The organism is Streptomyces longisporus (assembly GCF_039532765.1).
In the GTDB taxonomy this organism is placed as follows: domain Bacteria; phylum Actinomycetota; class Actinomycetes; order Streptomycetales; family Streptomycetaceae; genus Streptomyces; species Streptomyces longisporus.
Window position 1 is genome coordinate 125,320 of record NZ_BAAASG010000009.1, and the last position, 17,562, is coordinate 142,881.

At 71.7% G+C, this 17,562-nt stretch carries 14 protein-coding genes; 9 read left to right on the plus strand and 5 right to left on the minus strand.

Translation table 11 applies throughout. The features are described from left to right. Positions 1–161 precede the first annotated feature (161 nt). Genes ABD355_RS19560 through ABD355_RS19575 form a run of 4 tightly spaced genes read left to right on the plus strand, consistent with a single transcriptional unit; the run spans position 162 to position 5,530 of the window. Entirely contained in the window at positions 162–2,990 is a 2,829-nt protein-coding gene (locus ABD355_RS19560) for a bifunctional acetate--CoA ligase family protein/GNAT family N-acetyltransferase (protein WP_344401759.1), read from the plus strand. 55 nt (positions 2,991–3,045) lie between these two features. After that, positions 3,046–3,642: a DUF5998 family protein gene (locus ABD355_RS19565; RefSeq protein ID WP_344401760.1), complete on the plus strand. Its 597-nt coding sequence runs from the start codon at positions 3,046–3,048 to the stop codon at positions 3,640–3,642. After that, positions 3,642–4,835 carry an alkaline phosphatase family protein gene (locus ABD355_RS19570; protein ID WP_344401761.1) on the plus strand — a complete coding sequence of 398 codons (1,194 nt, stop codon included), beginning with the start codon at positions 3,642–3,644 and terminating at the stop codon, positions 4,833–4,835. Before ABD355_RS19565 ends, ABD355_RS19570 begins: the two co-directional genes overlap by 1 nt. 47 nt (positions 4,836–4,882) lie before the next feature. Further along, positions 4,883–5,530: a thymidine kinase gene (locus ABD355_RS19575; protein ID WP_344401762.1), complete on the plus strand. Its 648-nt coding sequence runs from the start codon at positions 4,883–4,885 to the stop codon at positions 5,528–5,530. Between the two features lie 16 nt (positions 5,531–5,546). Here the strand turns inward: ABD355_RS19575 and ABD355_RS19580 are convergent, their stop codons facing one another. Further along, positions 5,547–6,350, minus strand: a complete 804-nt coding sequence (locus ABD355_RS19580; protein ID WP_344401763.1) for a VOC family protein — start codon at positions 6,348–6,350, stop codon at positions 5,547–5,549. 276 nt (positions 6,351–6,626) lie between these two features. Between ABD355_RS19580 and ABD355_RS19585 the strand changes: the two genes are divergently transcribed. Next, positions 6,627–7,487, plus strand: coding sequence for a sulfurtransferase (locus ABD355_RS19585; RefSeq protein WP_344402059.1), 861 nt, complete (start codon positions 6,627–6,629; stop codon positions 7,485–7,487). Between the two features lie 1,051 nt (positions 7,488–8,538). On the opposite strand, the gene sepH is transcribed toward ABD355_RS19585, so the two are convergent. The 3 genes from sepH to ABD355_RS19600 all read right to left on the minus strand — a co-directional run bounded on the left by sepH (position 8,539) and on the right by ABD355_RS19600 (position 12,505). After that, positions 8,539–9,585, minus strand: a complete 1,047-nt coding sequence (sepH, locus tag ABD355_RS19590; RefSeq protein WP_344401764.1) for a septation protein SepH — start codon at positions 9,583–9,585, stop codon at positions 8,539–8,541. A 402-nt stretch (positions 9,586–9,987) separates the two neighbouring features. Beyond that, on the minus strand, positions 9,988–11,307 hold the full coding sequence (locus ABD355_RS19595) for a D-arabinono-1,4-lactone oxidase (protein WP_344401765.1): 1,320 nt from the start codon (positions 11,305–11,307) through the stop codon (positions 9,988–9,990). Next, on the minus strand, positions 11,267–12,505 hold the full coding sequence (locus tag ABD355_RS19600; protein ID WP_344401766.1) for an MFS transporter: 1,239 nt from the start codon (positions 12,503–12,505) through the stop codon (positions 11,267–11,269). The genes ABD355_RS19595 and ABD355_RS19600 overlap by 41 nt, the downstream gene beginning before the upstream one ends. Before the next feature lie 220 nt (positions 12,506–12,725). On the opposite strand from ABD355_RS19600, the gene ABD355_RS19605 reads away from it, so the two are divergent. Both ABD355_RS19605 and ABD355_RS19610 read left to right on the plus strand, forming a co-directional pair. Then, complete coding sequence (locus ABD355_RS19605) at positions 12,726–13,853, plus strand: ferrochelatase (RefSeq protein ID WP_344401767.1); 1,128 nt, start codon at positions 12,726–12,728, stop codon at positions 13,851–13,853. A gap of 8 nt (positions 13,854–13,861) precedes the next feature. Then, a complete protein-coding gene (locus tag ABD355_RS19610) occupies positions 13,862–14,677 on the plus strand; it encodes an inositol monophosphatase family protein (protein ID WP_344401768.1) in 816 nt (271 codons plus the stop codon). Positions 14,678–14,781: 104 nt separating this feature from the next. Here ABD355_RS19610 and ABD355_RS19615 read toward each other — a convergent pair whose 3' ends face one another. Next, positions 14,782–14,946, minus strand: a complete 165-nt coding sequence (locus tag ABD355_RS19615) for a hypothetical protein (protein WP_016432180.1) — start codon at positions 14,944–14,946, stop codon at positions 14,782–14,784. 429 nt (positions 14,947–15,375) lie between these two features. Here ABD355_RS19615 and ABD355_RS19620 point away from each other — a divergent pair, with 429 nt between their 5' ends. Both ABD355_RS19620 and ABD355_RS19625 read left to right on the plus strand, forming a co-directional pair. Further along, positions 15,376–16,029 (plus strand): response regulator transcription factor, encoded by a 654-nt coding sequence (locus tag ABD355_RS19620; RefSeq protein ID WP_003993508.1) that lies wholly within the window; start codon positions 15,376–15,378, stop codon positions 16,027–16,029. A gap of 6 nt (positions 16,030–16,035) precedes the next feature. Continuing rightward, positions 16,036–17,271, plus strand: a complete 1,236-nt coding sequence (locus ABD355_RS19625; RefSeq protein ID WP_344401769.1) for a sensor histidine kinase — start codon at positions 16,036–16,038, stop codon at positions 17,269–17,271. Positions 17,272–17,562: the final 291 nt, after the last annotated feature.

The following is a 17,562-nucleotide window of genomic DNA, read 5'->3' on the forward strand; positions in this document are numbered from 1 at the left end:
CACGTGAAACGTCTCCGGAGCGGTCCTGTGTCCCGTCCGGGGTGGGCAGTCGGACCGCGGCCTCGGCCCGACTTCCGTCCTTGTTCTCTTCTCAACGGACTGCCGTGTTCTCCACAGACTGCCTCGCGCCGTTGTCGGACGCGAGCCGTACTCTGGGGCCCATGCAGACCTCGCCGGACCGGCACGAGTACCCCGCCCACTGGGAGGCCGACGTGGTGCTGCGCGACGGCGGCACCGCGCGCATCCGCCCCATCACCGTTGATGACGCCGAGCGCCTGGTCAGCTTCTACGAGCAGGTTTCGGACGAGTCGAAGTACTACCGCTTCTTCGCGCCCTACCCTCGTCTGTCCGCCAAGGACGTCCACCGCTTCACGCACCACGACTTTGTGGACCGGGTGGGACTCGCGGCCACGGTCGGCGGCGAGTTCATCGCCACCGTACGCTATGACCGCATCGGCGCCGACGGCATGCCCGCGTCGGCCCCGGCCGACGAGGCCGAGGTCGCCTTCCTCGTACAGGACGCCCACCAGGGGCGCGGTGTCGCCTCCGCCCTGCTCGAACACATCGGGGCGGTCGCCCGGGAGCGTGGCATCCGCCGCTTCGCCGCCGAGGTGCTGCCCGCCAACACCAAGATGATCAAGGTGTTCACGGACGCCGGGTACACCCAGAAGCGCAGCTTCGAGGACGGCGTCGTACGCCTGGAGTTCGACCTCGAACCCACCGACCGCTCCCTCGCCGTCCAACGCGCGCGTGAGCAGCGCGCCGAGGCGCGGTCCGTGCGACGGCTGCTCGTGCCCGGCTCGGTCGCCGTCGTCGGCGCCGGCCGCACCGCCGGAGGCGTGGGCCGCAGCATCCTCGACAACATCCGTGACGCGGGCTTCACCGGGGCGCTGTACGCCGTGAACAAGGCGCTCCCCGAAGACGTCAAGGAGCTCGACGGCGTCCCCGCCCACCGCTCCGTCCGGGACATCGACGGCCCCGTCGACCTCGCGGTCGTCGCCGTGCCGGCCGAACGCGTCCCCGAAGCGGTCACCGAGTGCGGAGAGCACGGCGTACAGGGACTCGTCGTCGTCTCCGCCGGATATGCCGAGAGCGGGCCCGAGGGTCGCGAGCGCCAGCGCGAACTCGTACGGCACGCGCGCACGTACGGCATGCGGATCATCGGGCCGAACGCCTTCGGGATCATCAACACGTCCTCCGAGGTACGGCTGAACGCATCCCTCGCCCCCGAGATGCCCCGCCCCGGCCGGATCGGTCTGTTCGCCCAGTCCGGCGCCATCGGCATCGCGCTGCTGTCCCGGCTGCAGCGACGCGGCGGCGGCGTCACCGGAGTCACGGGCGTGTCCACCTTCGTGTCGTCCGGCAACCGCGCGGACGTGTCCGGCAACGACGTCATCCAGTACTGGTACGACGACCCCGACACCGACGTCGTCCTCATGTACCTGGAGTCCATCGGCAACCCGCGCAAGTTCACCCGCCTCGCCCGTCGCACGGCCGCCGCGAAACCCCTGGTCGTGGTCCAGGGTGCCGGATCCGCCCCGCAGGGACATGCCGTACGGGCCACCCGGTTGCCGCACGCGACGGTATCCGCGCTGCTCAGGCAGGCCGGCCTGATCCGCGTGGACACGATCACCGAGCTGGTCGACGCGGGCCTGCTGCTCGCACGGCAGCCCCTGCCGGCCGGCCCACGGGTGGCGATCCTGGGCAACTCCGAGTCCCTCGGGCTGCTCACGTACGACGCCTGCCTCTCCGAAGGGCTCAGGCCCCTCAGGCCACTGGACCTGACCACCGGGGCCTCGGCGGAGGACTTCCACCAGGCACTGCTGCGCGCCCTCGGGGACGACTCGTGCGATGCGGTGGTGGTGACCGCGATCCCGGCGATCGGCGAGGGGTCGCCGGGGGATGCCGAGCTGGCGGAGGCGCTGCGATCGGCCGCCGAGTCCGTGCCGGGCAAGCCCGTACTCGTGGTGCACGTGGAGCTCGGCGGCCTCGCGGCGGCCCTGTCGGCCGCGACCAGCACCGCCCCGCAGCCGGACACCACCGCGACCGGCAGCCGCCGGCTGCGCCCCTCACAGCAACTGCCCCCTCCGGCACGCGCACAGGAGCCCGCGGCGCCCGCCACCTGCTCCCGCCTCATCCCCGCCTACCCCGCCGCCGAGCGCGCCGTCCGTGCCCTCGGCGAAGCCGTGAAGTACGCGCAATGGCGCCGCGACAGCGCCGACCCCGGCAAGGTGCCCGAGTACGAGGACATCGACGAGAAGGGAGCCGCCCGGCTCATCGGCCGGATGCTCGCGCGCGGGCAAGGACTCACGCTCGGCACCGAGGACACCTGCGAGCTGCTCGGGCAGTACGGCATCCCCGTGCGCAGGGCGGTTCCCGCCTTCACCCCCAACGACGCCGTCCGGGCCGCCGAGACCCTCGGCTACCCCGTCGCCCTCAAGGCCACCGCCCCGCACCTGCGCCACCGCGCCGACCTCGGCGGCGTACGCCTGGATCTCGCGGACGAGGAACAACTGCGGCGCGCGTACGCCGAGTTGACCGAGTTGTTCGGGAAGCCGGAGGAGCTTCGGCCGGTGGTGCAGGGGATGGCACCACGCGGCGTGGACACCGTGGTACGGGCCGTCATCGACCCGGCGGCCGGGGCCGTCCTGTCCTTCGGGCTCGCCGGAGCCGCCTCCCAGCTGCTCGGCGACATGGCGCACCGGCTGGTCCCGGTCACCGACCGGGAGGCCACCTCCCTGGTCCGGTCGATCCGGACGGCGCCGCTCCTGTTCGGCTGGCGCGGCTCCACCCCGGTCGACACCCCTGCACTGGAGGAGCTGCTGCTGAGAGTGTCCAGACTGGTCGACGACCACCCCGAGGTCGTCGCCGTGACCCTGGAGCCGGTCGTCGTCGCACCCCGAGGTCTCACCGTCCTCGGCGCCTCCGTCCGCCTCGCGCCGCCACCGGCCCGCGACGACCTCGGGCCGCGCACCCTCCCCGTCTACTGAGACGTGCGCCAAGACAGCGCTGACCGGTGCCTCGCAGTCAGTGCACCCCCGTAGGATGGACGTCATGGCCAAGACCAGTACGACGACCCAGGGGCTGCGCGCGGCGATCGAGCGCAGCGGCTACTACCCGGCCCTCGTGGCCGAGGCGGTGGAGGCCGCCGTGGGCGGCGAGCCCATCCGGTCGTACCTGGTCCACCAGGAGACCACGTTCGACGCGAACGAGGTGCGGCGGCACGTCACGGTGCTCGTCCTCACCGGCAACCGCTTCATCGTCAGCCACACCGACGAGCAGGCCGCGGACACCACCTCCCCGACGCCGTACGCCACGACCTCGACGGAGTCCGTGAAACTCGGCCGGATCTCCTCGGTCGTGGTCAGCCGCGTGGTCGCCAACCCGGAGCAGTACCAGCCGGGCACCCTGCCCCGCGAGGTCGTCCTCACCATCGGCTGGGGCGCCGTCTCGCGCATCGACCTCGAGCCGGCCGCCTGCGGCGACCCCAACTGCGAGGCCGACCACGGATACACGGGCAACTCGACGGCGGACGACCTCAGCCTGCGCGTCAGCGAGGCCGGTGACGGACCGGAGACCGTCCGCCAGGCGCTCGCCTTCGCCCAGTCGCTCTCCGAGGCCACCGCGGACACCACCCGCTGATGTCGCAGTCCGCTCCCTGGGACACCCACCCGGAACCCCTCGCCGTCGACTCCGCGCCACAGCCCGAGTACGGCAGCGGCTCCCTTGCCGACCTGCTGCCCACACTGGCCGCCGGCATGGGCGTACCGGACATGACCGCCGCGATCACCGAGCTGACCCCCGCCGACCGCAACTGCGTGTTCCTGATCGACGGGCTCGGCTGGGAGCAGCTGAAGGCGCACCCGGACGAGGCGCCCTTCATGACCTCGCTCCTCGGCACCTCGCGCGGCGGCACCGGCCGCCCCCTGACCACCGGCTACCCGGCGACCACCGCGACCTCCCTCGCCTCCGTCGGCACCGGTCTGCCGCCCGGCGCGCACGGCCTGCCCGGCTACACCGTGCGCAACCCGGAGACCGGCGAGCTGATGAACCAGCTGCGCTGGCGGCCCTGGACCTCGCCGCGCACCTGGCAGCCCTACCCCACCGTCTTCCAGCTGGCCGAACAGGCCGGGGTGCACGCGGCCCAGGTGACGTCGCCGACCTTCCAGAACACCCCGCTGACCCAGGTCGCCCTCAGTGGCGGAACGTTCCACGGCCGGCTGTCCGGCGAGGACCGCATGGACCTCGCGGCCGCGCAACTCGCGGCCGGCGACCGCTCCTTGGTCTACACGTACTACGCCGAACTGGACGGCGCGGGCCACCGCTACGGCGTCGAGTCGGACACCTGGCGGGGCCAGCTCATGCACGTCGACCGCCTCGTCCAGCGCCTCGCCGAGCAACTCCCGCCGCGCACCGCGCTGTACGTCACCGCCGACCACGGCATGGTCGACATCCCCTTCGACGAAGAGCACCGCATCGACTTCGACGAGGACTGGGAACTGCGCGCGGGTGTCGCCCTGCTGGGCGGCGAGGGCCGGGCGCGGCACGTGTACGCGGTGCCGGGCGCCGAGAACGACGTCCTCACCTGCTGGCGCGAGGTGCTCGGCGAGCAGTTCTGGGTGGCCTCGCGGGACGAGGCGATCGCGGCGGGCTGGTTCGGACCGCACATCGACGAGCGCGTGTACGCCCGCATCGGCGACGTGGTCGCGGCCGCCCGCGACGACGTCCTGATCATCGCCTCCGAGCGGGAGCCCAAGGAGTCGGCGATGGTCGGCAACCACGGCTCGATGACCCCTGCCGAACAACTGGTCCCCCTCCTCGAAGTACGCTCCTGAGGCCCGCCCCTCCGATCCCCCTCCCACCGAAAGGTGCTCAACTCCCCATGCCCGAGCTGGTGTTCTTCTCCGGAACCATGGACTGCGGGAAGTCGACGCTGGCTCTGCAGATCGAGCACAACCGCTCGGCGCGCGGCCTGGCCGGGATGATCTTCACGCGTGACGACCGCGCGGGTGAGGGCAAGCTCTCCTCCCGCCTCGGCCTGGTCACGGACGCGGTGGAGGTCGAGGACGGGCAGGACCTGTACGCCTACGTCGTCGACCACCTCTCGCAGGGCGGCCGCGCGGACTACGTCATCGCGGACGAGGCGCAGTTCCTGGCACCGGAGCAGATCGACCAACTCGCGCGTGTGGTGGACGACCTGGGCCTGGACGTCTACGCCTTCGGCATCACGACCGACTTCCGCACCAAGCTGTTCCCCGGCTCCCAGCGGCTGGTCGAGCTGGCCGACCGCGTCGAGGTCCTCCAGGTGGAGGCCCTGTGCTGGTGCGGCGCCCGCGCCACGCACAACGCCCGCACGGTGGGCGGCGCCATGGTCGTCGAGGGCGCACAGGTCGTCGTCGGCGACGTCAACCAGTCGGAGGCCGTCGGCTACGAGGTGCTGTGCCGCCGCCACCACCGCCGCCGTATGACGGCGACGACGTCGGGCTCGGCGGCCCTGTCCCCCGACGTGCTGCCGGTGTCGCAGGCGTAGAACGGTCGCCCTGCCGTCAGCGGGGGCTCTGGATCAGTGAGAAGCGGGCGCCCTCCGGGTCGGCGACCGTGGCAACGCGCCCGTGGGCGCTGTCCCTCGGGGACTTGAGGACGTGGCCCCCCAGGTCCACGAGGCGGACGACCGCGTCGTCCGTGTCGGCGACTTCGAAGTACGTGATCCAGTGCGGGCCCCGGTCGCGCGGCAGGGCGGTGCCCACGCCGTGGATGCCGGCGACCGGGCGGCCCTCGATGTGCAGGCTCACGTAGTCGAAGTCGGCGGAGACGACCGGCTCCTCCTCGTAGCCGAAGACCGTCTCGTAGAACTTGGCCACGCTCGCCGACTCGAAGGTCAGCAGCTCGTTCCAGGCCGGGGTGCCGGGTACGCCCGTGAGAGCCGTGCCGAGGTGCTCGGCCGCCTGCCAGATGCCGAAGACGGCGCCGACGGGGTCCGAACCGATCGCGAGACGGCCGGCCTCGGCGGCGTCCAGGGGCCCCACCCCGATCGTGCCGCCGCACAGCCGCACCGTCTCCGCGGTCTGGTCCACGTCGTCCGAGGCGAGGTAGGGCGTCCAGGCGATCGGCAGATGGCGGTCCGGCGGCAGTTGGCCGATGCCGGCCACCTCGTAGCCGTCGAGCAGGGCTCGCGCGTACGGGCCGAGCTGCTGGGGGCCCGGCTGGAACTCCCAGCCGAACAGCGCACCGTAGAAGTCCTGGGTCGCGGCCAGACCATGCACCATCAGGCTCACCCAGCAGGGTGTGCCGGGCGCGTGCCGAGCGTGCGTCTCGCTGTTCGGGCCGGCCGACCCCCGTGCCTCCGTCATCGTCAACTCTCTCCTCGACCCCTCGCGGTCGCCGTGTCGCTTCCGCACTCCGGATCTCCGTGCAGATGCTCGCACCACAGATGCGACCGCGCGCTCCGGGCGCGCCGCATGCCAGGAGGATGCCCGGTGTGCGGTTTGTCGTCCGTTTCTGTGCGATTGCCGACGGGTGTCGGTCAGCTGTACAGCATGTGCCCGAACCCGTACGCCTCGTGATCGGGTCTGTCCGGCCGAGCAGAGTAGCCGGACATGGACGATGCGGCCACCCGGTGCGCAAGGATGGGGGCCATGAACGCCATCATCTCCGCTTCCGAACTCGCGAGCGAGCTCGCGGGGCCGCGCCCGCCCGTGCTGCTCGATGTCCGCTGGCAGCTCAGCGTGGCCAAGGCGGCCGGCGAGCCGCCCTTCGACGGCCGGGCCGAGTACGAGGCCGGGCACCTCCCCGGTGCCGTCTACGTCGACCTGGACTCGGAGCTCGCCTCCGCGCCCGGCGAACGCGGCCGCCACCCGCTGCCCGACCTCGGCGTCTTCGGCGCCGCGATGCGACGGGCGGGTGTCTCGGCCGGGACACCGGTGATCGTGTACGACGGCGGACAGGGCTGGGCCGCGGCCCGTGCCTGGTGGCTGCTGCGCTGGACGGGTCACCCGGACGTGCGAGTCCTCGACGGCGGGTTGCCGTCCTGGGAGGGGCCGCTGGAGACGTCGGCGCCCGCGCCGGCGGAGGGCGACTTCGAGCCGGTTGCGGGTGGGGCGGGGCTGCTGGACGCCGATGGCGCGGCGGCGCTGGCGCGGGCCGGGGTGCTGTTCGACGCGCGGGCGGGGGAGCGGTATCGCGGGGAGGTGGAGCCGATCGACCGGGTCGGCGGGCACATTCCCGGGGCGGTGTCGGCGCCCACGAACGAGAACGTGGGGGCGGACGGCCGGTTCCTGCCGGCGGAGGAACTCGCCGAGCGGTTCAAGGCGCTTGGCGCGGCGGACGGTTCGCCGGTCGGCGTGTACTGCGGCTCGGGCGTCTCCGGGGCGCACGAGGTGCTGGCGCTGGCGGTCGCGGGGATCGATGCGGCGCTGTACGTGGGCTCGTGGTCGGAGTGGTCGTCGGATCCGTCCCGGCCGGTCGCCGTGGGGGCTGATCCTCAGTAGACCTGGGCTGCTGTCGGGGCGGCCTCGCTCGCCGGCACTGGCCGGGCGCCGCCTCTCCTTGGCTCGCGAGCCGCCCCAGCGGCACGAATGCCCGCAGGCTACGCAAGACCGGGCGCTGCCCTGGGTGGCGTGACTGCGTGCAGGCTGCGGAGGGGGTGGGTCGGATGGCGGCCCCAGTTGCCCGCAGGCTATGCAGGTGGCGGGCTGGGTGCTGCCCTGGGTGGCGTGACTGCGTGCAGGCTGCGCAGGGGGTGGGGCGGGTGGTGTCCCGAGTGGCCTGCAGGCTAGGCAGGTGGCGGGCTGGGTGCTGCCCTGAGTGGTGCGACTGCGCGCGGGCTGCGCAGGGGGGGTGGGTCGGGTGGCGTCCGGAGTGGCCTGCAGGCTAGGCGGGTGGCGGGCTGGGTGCTGCCCTGGTGGTGCGACTGCGCGCGGGCTGCGCAGGGGGGTGGGTCGGGTGGTGCCCCGAGTGGCCCGGCGGCTGCGCAAGGTCGGGTGCTGCCTGAAGCGGCACGAATGCCCGGCAGGCTAGGCGGGCGGTTGGTGGGGTGCCGCTGTGTGCGGGACGACTGCGCGCGGGCTGCGCAGGGGGTGGGTCGGGTGGCGTCCCGAGTGGCCTGCAGGCTAGGCAGGTGGCGGGCTGGGTGCTGCCCTGAGTGGCGCGACTGCGTGCAGGCTGCGCACGTGGTGGCTCAGGTGGTGCCACGAGTGGCACGACTGCCGCAGGCTGCGCAGGTGGCGGTCGCGTGGCGCTCTGTGGGGCACGTTGCCCGCGGGCTGGGCAGGCGGTGAGTCGGGTGCCGCTGTGTGCGGGGCGACTGCGCGCAGGCTGTGGGCAGGTGCCGCCACGAGTGGCACGACTGCCGCAGGCTGGGCAGGCGGTGAGTCGGGTGCCGCTCTGTGTGGGACGACTGGGCATGCCGCCCCGAGTGGCAGCATGCCCGCCGGCTGCGCAGGTGGTCGGGGCCGCCCCCGTGCGGTACGCACTGCTCGCAGGCCCTGCATGAGTGAGGGCCGCGCTCGGTCGGCGCGGCCCTCGTTGGCGTGCGGTCGGCTACTCCTGTTTCTTGCGGCGGGTGCCGAACACGATCTCGTCCCAGCTGGGGACCGCCGCGCGGCGGCCCGGGCGGACGCCGTCGGCCTCGGCCTGGCGGTCCGTGGCGCCGACGAGGCGGTCACGATGGCTGGTGACCGAGCGGGGCATGAGGACGTCCGCGTAGGCGGAACCGGCCGAGGCCGCGGGAGCCGGGGGCTCCTCCTCCTCGGGTTCGGCTGCGGCGGGCTCCTCCGGCGGTGGCGGCGGGGGCGAGGCCTCCGCGGGACGCTCCGGGACCACCAGATCGCCGCGGAAGCTCGGTACCGCTTCCAGCAGGCTGGTCAGCGAGTCCCGTTCCCCCGCGCTCTCCTCTGCGGGCTCGGAGGCCTGCGCCGGCAGGCTCGGCCGGTCGAGGGCACGGTCCAGCGGGCGGTCCCGCGGCAGCCGTGCGATGCGTGGCACGAACGGAAAGCTGGGCTCCGGCGCCGCGAGATCCTCGGACTCGCCGATCAGCGAGCGCGCCTCCTCGTCGACGGCCTGGACGAGCCGCCGGGGCGGGTCGTACGTCCAGCTCGCCGAGTGCGGTTCGCCCGCGACCCGGTAGACCAGCAGGACCTCCCAGGTGCCGTCGTCGCGGCGCCACGAATCCCACTGCACGGTGTCCTTCTCGGCACCGCGCAGCAGCAGCCGCTCCTGGACGGCCTCGCCGAGCTGGGGTCCGGCGTTCTCACCGGGCCGGCGGACGGGTGTCTTGCGGGCCCGCTCGGCCATGAACGCGCGCTCCGCGAGCACCGGGCCCTCGAAGCGCCGTACGCGGTCGACGGGGATGCCGGCGAGCTGGGCGACTTCTTCAGCGGAGGCACCGGCGCGTATACGCGCCTGGATGTCACGGGGGCGGAGATGGCTCTCCACCTCGATCTCGATCTGGCCGAGGCGGGGCCGGTCGCCGCGGACGGCGGCGCGCAACCGTTCGTCGATCGGAAGCGTGTACTCCGTTGCGTCGGCAGCCTTCAGCACCAGCCGTGTGCCGTCATTCGAGACGGCCACGACACGCAGTTCGGGCATGGGGACCTCCCGGGTGGTGCCTGCCGACGTCACGTGCGTCGCTGCTTCCGCTAGTCGAGTGTGGCCTGCCCGGGTGCAGCCTGCCACAACCTTGCCGAGTTGCCCGGCGTGTCGGGCCAGGGCCCTGGATCGCCGTTATGGCACGGTTACCTATTCGCAACGCTAAGTGACCAACTCCGTCACCCTGTGCAACTAGCCCCCTCCCGGCGGTCCTTGAAGGTCACGGACGCCCTGGCGGGAGACCGGACCCAGGGCTCGCAACAGTACTCCATTCGGGCCACGTGCGTGGATTGGCGCGCCGCCCAACTTCTGGCAACGGACCGGACCCGGCCGCCCGTTGCGGGGTATTCGGGATCTTGAACGTGGCGTACTTCACGGAATCGGCAGAAACGGAACCAATGGCTACGGCCCCAACACCCGCCGCAGGTAGTCGTTCTGGAAGCGCCGGTCCGGGTCGAGCCGGTCCCGCAGTGCGGTGAACTCGCCGAAGCGCGGATAGACCCCGGAGAAGTACTCGGCGTCCCGCGTGTGCACCTTGCCCCAGTGCGGTCGGCCCTCGTGCGCGGTGAAGATGCGCTCGGCGGCGGTGAAGTACGCCTGATAAGGCGTCCCCCGGAACATATGGACGGCGATGTACGCACTGTCGCGGCCCGATGCCGTGGACAGCGTGATGTCGTCGGCGGGCGCCGTGCGCACCTCGACGGGGAAGCTGACCCGCAGGCCGGAGCGTTCCACCATCGTCTTCAGTTCGCGCAGCGTCTCGGCGAGCGCCTCGCGCGGGACGGCGTACTCCATCTCCACGAAGCGCACCCGGCGCGGTGACGTGAAGACCTTGTACGGAATGTCGGTGTACGTGCGCGCGGAGAGGGCCTTGCTGGAGATCTGGGCGATCGTCGGGACGGTCGCGGGCGCCGCCCGGCCGACCCACTGGGCGACCTGGAAGACGCCGTTGGAGAGGAACTCGTCCTCGAACCAGCCCGCGATCTGGCTCACCGGCTTCTCGGGGCCCGCGCTGCGGTTGTTGCGCTTGGTGTTGGTGGAGCCGGTGTGCGGGAACCAGTAGAACTCGAAGTGCTCGTTCTCGGCCCACAGTTGGTCGAACTCGGCGAGCACCCTGTCGAAGGGCATCGGTTCCTCGCGCGCGGTGAGCAGGAAGATCGGCTCCACGGCGAAGGTGATCGCGGTGACGATGCCGAGGGCGCCGAGCCCGATCCGGGCGGCCGCGAAGACGTCCGCATTCTCCTTCTCGGAGCAGGTGAGCACCGAGCCGTCGGCCGTGACCAGCTCAAGTCCCTTGATCTGGGCGGCTATCGAGGCCGACTCGCGGCCGGTGCCGTGCGTGCCCGTGCTGGTGGCGCCGGAGACCGTCTGCTCCATGATGTCGCCCATGTTGGTCAGCGAAAGACCCTCGCGGGCCAGCGCCATGTTGAGCCTCTTGAGCGGGGTGCCGGCCTCCACCGTGACCGTCATGGCCTCGCGATCAATCTTGCGGATACCGGTCAACAGTTGAGGGCGGATCAACACACCGTCGGTGGCGGCGATGGACGTGAAGGAGTGCCCGGTGCCGACGGCCTTCACGGTCAGCCCGTCCTGAGCGGCCTGCCGTACGGCCGCCGACAGTTCCTCCACGGAGGCCGGCTCGACCTCCCGCGCGGGACGGGCCGTGACGTTGCCGCCCCAGTTACGCCACGTGCCGTTCTTCCCGCTCGCTGTGCTGCTCAACGGTGCCTCCCCGACGCGGAGCCGGCCTGCTGAGCCGGCGGTACCCCAGGAAACCGACCGTGACCGCGACGGCCCCGGACACCGCCGGAACCCCGTACCCGGCACGTGCACCGGCCGCGTCGATGACCCAGCCGGCGACCGAGGAGCCGAGTGCGACGCCGACCGCGAGGCCGGTGCTCACCCAGGTCATGCCCTCGGTCAACTGTGCGCGTGGTACGTGCTCTTCGATGAGGGACATCGTCGTGATCATCGTGGGAGCGATGGACAGACCCGCAACGAACAGCGCCACGGCCAGAAACGGCAAGTTTCCGACCAGTAGGAGGGGGATCATACTCACGGCCATCACGCATATGCCCAGCAGCCAGCGGCGTGCGGGCGCCCCCTTGAAGTGCAGCAGCCCGAACACGACCCCCGCCACGCAGGAACCCGCCGCATACAGGGCGAGTACGACGCTCGCGGCCGCCTTGTGTCCCCGCTCGTCGGCGAAGGCCACGGTGACCACGTCGACGGAACCGAAGATCGTCCCGGTCGCCGCGAAGGTGGCCACCAGCACTTGCAGGCCACGCGCGCGTAGTGCGGTACCGCCGCCGTGCTTCTCCCGGGGATGCGGCTCGGGCTCGGTGGCACGCTGGGCGGTCAGCCAGAACACGCCGGTCGCCAGGAAGCAGGCGGCGAGCAGCGGCCCCGCCTCCGGGAACCAGGCCGTGGACAGGCCGATGGAGATGATCGGCCCGAAGATGAAGCACACCTCGTCCACCACCGACTCGAAGGAGTACGCGGTGTGCAGCTGCGGAGTGCCCCGGTACAGGGCGGCCCAGCGGGCGCGGATCATCGCGCCGAGGCTCGGCACCGAGCCGATGCCGGCGGCGCACACGAACAGCACCCAGTCCGGCCACCGGAAGTGCGCGGCGAGCAGCAGCCCGGCCGCCGAGGCGAGCGCGACGAGCGTCGCGGGCCGCAGGACCCTGCGCTGCCCGTACTGGTCCACCAGCCGGGAGATCTGCGGCCCGATCGCCGCGGCCGCGAGCGCGATGGTCGCCGACAGGCCGCCCGCGAGCCCGTAGCGCCCGGTGAGCTGGGAGATCATCGTGACCACGCCGATGCCCATCATCGACAGCGGCATCCGGCCGAGGAGGCCCGCGGCGGAGAAGCCCTTGGTGCCGGGGGCGGCGAACAGGGCGCGATAGGGGCTGGGCACGGGGTCTCCGATGGCTGCGGCTCAGAAAGGTGCTGACGACGGAAAGACGAAAGTGCTGGCTGGAGCTCAGTAAGGTGCGAATACAGCTGATACAGCTTACGAGTGGGGTCACCCTAATGCACCCGGCAATGCGGCGGGTGAACGCGTCCGGAATGCGGCCCGCCCCCGCTCGTCACCCCGCCGTTTCCCGGCTGTCAGTGCCGGGTGGCAGGATCGACCCATGTCAGACGCGCTCGATGCCACCCCCTACGACGCCCTGCTCCTGCTCTCGTTCGGCGGCCCGGAGGGCCCGGACGACGTGGTCCCGTTCCTGGAGAACGTGACGCGCGGGCGCGGCATCCCCAAGGAACGCCTGAAGGAAGTCGGGCAGCACTACTTCCGGTTCGGCGGGGTCAGCCCCATCAACGACCAGAACCGCGCCCTCCTGGACGCCCTCCGCAAGGACTTCGCGGACCACGGCCTGGACCTGCCGATCCACTGGGGCAATCGCAACTGGGCGCCCTACCTGACGGACACCCTGCGCGAGATGGTCGCCGACGGCCACCGCCGCATCCTGGTTCTCGCCACCAGCGCCTACGCCTCGTACTCGGGCTGCCGCCAGTACCGCGAGAACCTCGCCGACTCGCTCGCCGAGCTGGAGGCCGAGGGTCTGGAGCTGCCGAAGATCGACAAGATCCGGCACTACTTCAACCACGAGGGCTTCCTGGAGCCCATGATCGAGGGCGTCCTGCGGTCCCTGGCCGACCTGCCCGAGGACGTCCGGGACGGCGCGCACCTCGCGTTCTCGACGCACTCGATCCCCACCGCGTCCGCGGACACCTCCGGCCCGGTCGAGGACCACGGCGAGGGCGGCGCGTACGTCGAGCAGCACCTGGAGGTCGCTCAGCTGATCGCCGACGCGGTCCGCGAGCGCACCGGCATCGACCACCCCTGGCAGCTCGTCTACCAGTCGCGCTCCGGAGCCCCGCACATCCCGTGGCTGGAGCCCGACATCTGCGACCACCTGGAGGAGCGGCACGCGGCCGGCGTCCCGGCGGTCGTCATCGCCCCCATCGGCTTCGTCTCCGACCACATGGAGGTCCTCTACGACCTCGACACGGAGGCCAAGGCGAAGGCCGAGGAGCTGGGTCTGCCGATGCGCCGCTCGGCCACCGTCGGCGCCGACCCGCGCTTCGCCGCCGCGATCCGCGACCTCGTCCTGGAGCGGGCGTCCGTGGAGCGCGGCGAGGAGGTCACGCCCTGTGCCCTGGGCACGCTGGGCGCGAGCCACAACGTCTGCCCGGTCGGCTGCTGCCCGGCCCGTGCCCCCCGCCCGGCCGCCGCGGGCGTCGACAGCCCCTACGCGTGAGGAGCCCCGTGACCGACCCCCTGCATCAGGAACTGCTCGCACTGGCCCAGGAGGCCGCCCGCCGGGCCGGGGCGCTGCTGCGGGACGGCCGTCCGGCCGACCTCGCGGTCGCCGCGACCAAGTCGAGCCCGATCGACGTGGTCACCGAGATGGACATCGCGGCGGAGAAGCTGATCACGGACCTGATCTCCGAGCACCGCCCGGACGACGGCTTCCTCGGAGAGGAGGGCGCCTCCACCGAGGGCACCAGCGGGATCCGCTGGGTGATCGACCCGCTCGACGGCACGGTCAACTACCTGTACGGACTGCCCACTTGGGCCGTCTCCATCGCGGCCGAGCAGGACGGCGAGACCGTCGTCGGGGTCGTCGCGGTCCCGATGCGCGGGGAGACGTTCCACGCGGTCCGCGGCGGCGGAGCGCGCGCCACGGGCGCCTGGGAGGGCGAGCGCGAGCTGGCCTGCCGCCCCGCGCCGCCCCTCGACCAGGCCCTGGTCTCCACGGGCTTCAACTACGTCACCGAGGTCCGCACCCACCAGGCCGAGGTCGCGCAGAAGCTGATCCCCCTGCTGCGCGACATCCGGCGCGGCGGCTCGGCCGCCGTCGACCTGTGCGACCTCGCGGCGGGCCGCCTCGACGGGTACTACGAGCGCGGGCTGCACCCCTGGGACCTCGCGGCCGGCGACCTCATCGCCCGGGAAGCGGGCGCGCTGACCGGTGGACGCCCCGGAGAGCGCCCCGCACACGCCCTGACGATCGCCGGTACCCCGGGCGTCTTCGAGCCCCTCCAGCGCCTCCTGGAGGACTTCGGGGCCTGGCACGACTGACTGCGGCACAGGGCGTCCAACGCCCACAACCCAAAAAGCATGCCCCCGGCGCTGGATTCGCCGGGGGCATGCTGTCGTACGTACGCGCTGATCAGACGCAGACGCTAGGCGCCGACCTCCACACCGTGCTCGGCGGCGAGGCGGCGCAGGTCGTCGAGCTCGCCCTGCTCCACCTCGACGAGGAAGTCGTCGCCCTCGTCGCGAGCCCGCGTCAGGTCGGACTCGGTCGTCCTTATGCGCTGCAGAAGTCCTGCGGTGAATGCGTCCATGCTGCGCCCCCTCGTCCTGGGTCGTGGGTCGGTGGCACGGGGGTGTGCCGGTTGGGAAGGGGCGATCACGTCTCCATCAGGTGCCCGGCACACGGGCGCCGGGGGTGGCGACGGTGCCGGACACCCACGCCCACTCTGCGGAAAGCGGATTGCGCCGTGCCGCATGGTGCTGCGGCACTAGCAGAGCGTGATCGCGGGGTATGAACCGTCCTCCCCCCGCTTCCTTCCACGGAAACCTCAACCCGGCGAGAAAATCTCGCATTCCCGGGTCTCACACCTGTCCTTCATCCTGCGCTCATCCTCCGCCCACCCGCCTTACCGCCGACTTATGACCGAAAAGGGCAGGATGGAGGCACACAGTCATGAAGACCCCTGCCCGCGTGTGCCCTTGCAGGCGCTACGCGGGTGGACACAGGAAGGACAAGCGACGTGCGCGTACTCGTCGTCGAGGACGAGCAGCTGCTCGCCGATGCGGTGGCCACCGGACTGCGCCGGGAGGCCATGGCCGTCGACGTCGTGTACGACGGTGCGGCCGCCCTGGAGCGCATCGGCGTCAACGACTACGACGTGGTCGTCCTCGACCGCGACCTCCCGCTCGTCCACGGCGACGACGTCTGCCGCAAGATCGTGGAACTCGGCATGCCCACGCGCGTGCTGATGCTCACCGCCTCCGGCGACGTCAGCGACCGCGTCGAGGGCCTGGAGATCGGCGCCGACGACTATCTCCCCAAGCCCTTCGCGTTCAGTGAGCTCATCGCACGCGTGCGTGCCCTCGGCCGGCGCACGAGTGTGCCGCTGCCGCCCGTCCTGGAGCGTGCCGGCATCAAGCTCGACCCCAACCGCCGCGAGGTCTTCCGCGACGGCAAGGAGGTGCAGCTCGCCCCCAAGGAATTCGCCGTCCTGGAGGTGCTGATGCGCTCCGAGGGCGCCGTCGTCTCCGCCGAGCAGCTCCTGGAGAAGGCCTGGGACGAGAACACCGACCCGTTCACGAACGTCGTGCGCGTGACCGTCATGACCTTGCGCCGCAAGCTGGGCGAGCCGCCCGTGATCGTCACAGTGCCCGGCTCCGGCTACCGGATCTGATGCGCGATGGCCGCAACACCCGCTCTCCCCACGGCACCCCCCAAGCCCACCTGGGACCCCAGGAAGCCCGAGCCACCGTTCCCCTGGCTGCGCCCGACCATCCGCATACGCCTCACGCTCCTGTACGGCGGCATGTTCCTGATCGCCGGCATCCTGCTGCTGTCGATCATCTATCTGCTGGCGGCCCAGGCCCTCCACGAGGGCAGTGGCCAGGCGTTCTCGGTGTCCGGCAACTTCGACATCACCAGCACCACCTGCCCCGCGGTGAACTCGGCACCGCTGAGCGAGGTCGCCTCGATCCTCAAGAACTGCGACGCCATCCAGCGCCAGCACGCCCTCGACGACCTGCTCAGCCGCTCCCTGCTCGCTCTCCTCGGCCTCGCGATCATCGCCTTCGCCTTCGGCTACGCCATGGCCGGCCGGGTGCTCTCCCCGCTCGGCCGGATCCTTCGCACCGCCCGCGCGGTGGCCGGCTCGGACCTGTCCCGGCGGATCGAGCTGGACGGCCCGGACGACGAGATCAAGGAGCTGGCCGACACCTTCGACGACATGCTGGAGCGCCTGCAGCGTGCCTTCACCGCCCAGCAGCGCTTCGTCGGCAACGCCTCGCACGAGCTGCGCACACCCCTCGCGATCAACCGCACGCTGCTCGAGGTGCACCTGTCCGACCCGAACGCGCCGGCGGAGCTGCACCAGCTCGGCAAGACGCTGCTGGCCACCAACGAGCGCAGTGAGCAGCTCGTCGAGGGCCTGCTGCTGCTCGCCCGCAGCGACAACCAGATCGTCGAGCGCAAGCCGGTGGACCTCGCCGAGGTCGCCGAGCAGGCCGTCGACCAGGTGCGCTCGGAGGCGGACGCCAAGGGCGTGGTGATCCGCGGCGAGCTGAAGCCCGCGGTCGTGCAGGGCAACGGCGTCCTCCTGGAGCGGATCGCGCTGAACCTGGTTCAGAACGCCGTGCGGTACAACGTGCCGGAGGACGGCTGGGTCGAGGTCACCACCGAGGTCCAGCACGGCCAGGCGGTCCTGGTGGTCTCGAACACCGGACCGGTGGTACCGGCGTACGAGATCGACAACCTCTTCGAGCCGTTCCGGCGGCTGCGCACGGAGCGCACGGGCAGCGACAAGGGCGTCGGCCTCGGTCTTTCCATCGCCCGGTCGGTGGCCCGGGCCCACGGCGGGCACATTTCGGCCCAGCCCCGCGAGGGGGGTGGCCTCGTGATGCGCGTCGCGCTGCCGATCTGAGATCATGTCGCCGACACACGGGGATGTTCGCTTTGCGCGGAATTTTCTGGCCGCCGGATGGAGCATCCCATGTGTGATCGATCACAAGGGCGATTTTCCAGCCGTCTACTCTCCGTGATCATGGGGGCCGCCGTAAAGCCGGGAAAATCCGGGTTTTCGGGTGTCCTGATCACGGGAAGTACAGGGTGAGGCGCCTTTGAAGTGCGGTAGGGGGACCGTGTACGGTCCCGTTCGCCATCCAAGCCGATCACTCTTGAGGAGTCCGGTTGGGTGTCGATTGAGTAACAGACC

Excerpts from the sequence above, each read along its gene's own strand:
- ABD355_RS19615 (WP_016432180.1), bottom strand. The coding sequence starts at position 14,946 with ATGGACGCATTCACCGCAGGACTTCTGCAGCGCATAAGGACGACCGAG.
- ABD355_RS19560 (WP_344401759.1), top strand. The coding sequence starts at position 162 with ATGCAGACCTCGCCGGACCGGCACGAGTACCCCGCCCACTGGGAGGCC.
- ABD355_RS19575 (WP_344401762.1), top strand. The coding sequence starts at position 4,883 with ATGCCCGAGCTGGTGTTCTTCTCCGGAACCATGGACTGCGGGAAGTCG.
- ABD355_RS19605 (WP_344401767.1), top strand. The coding sequence starts at position 12,726 with ATGTCAGACGCGCTCGATGCCACCCCCTACGACGCCCTGCTCCTGCTC.
- ABD355_RS19565 (WP_344401760.1), top strand. The coding sequence starts at position 3,046 with ATGGACGTCATGGCCAAGACCAGTACGACGACCCAGGGGCTGCGCGCG.
- ABD355_RS19570 (WP_344401761.1), top strand. The coding sequence starts at position 3,642 with ATGTCGCAGTCCGCTCCCTGGGACACCCACCCGGAACCCCTCGCCGTC.
- ABD355_RS19580 (WP_344401763.1), bottom strand. The coding sequence starts at position 6,350 with ATGACGGAGGCACGGGGGTCGGCCGGCCCGAACAGCGAGACGCACGCT.
- ABD355_RS19625 (WP_344401769.1), top strand. The coding sequence starts at position 16,036 with ATGGCCGCAACACCCGCTCTCCCCACGGCACCCCCCAAGCCCACCTGG.
- ABD355_RS19585 (WP_344402059.1), top strand. The coding sequence starts at position 6,627 with ATGGGGGCCATGAACGCCATCATCTCCGCTTCCGAACTCGCGAGCGAG.
- sepH (WP_344401764.1), bottom strand. The coding sequence starts at position 9,585 with ATGCCCGAACTGCGTGTCGTGGCCGTCTCGAATGACGGCACACGGCTG.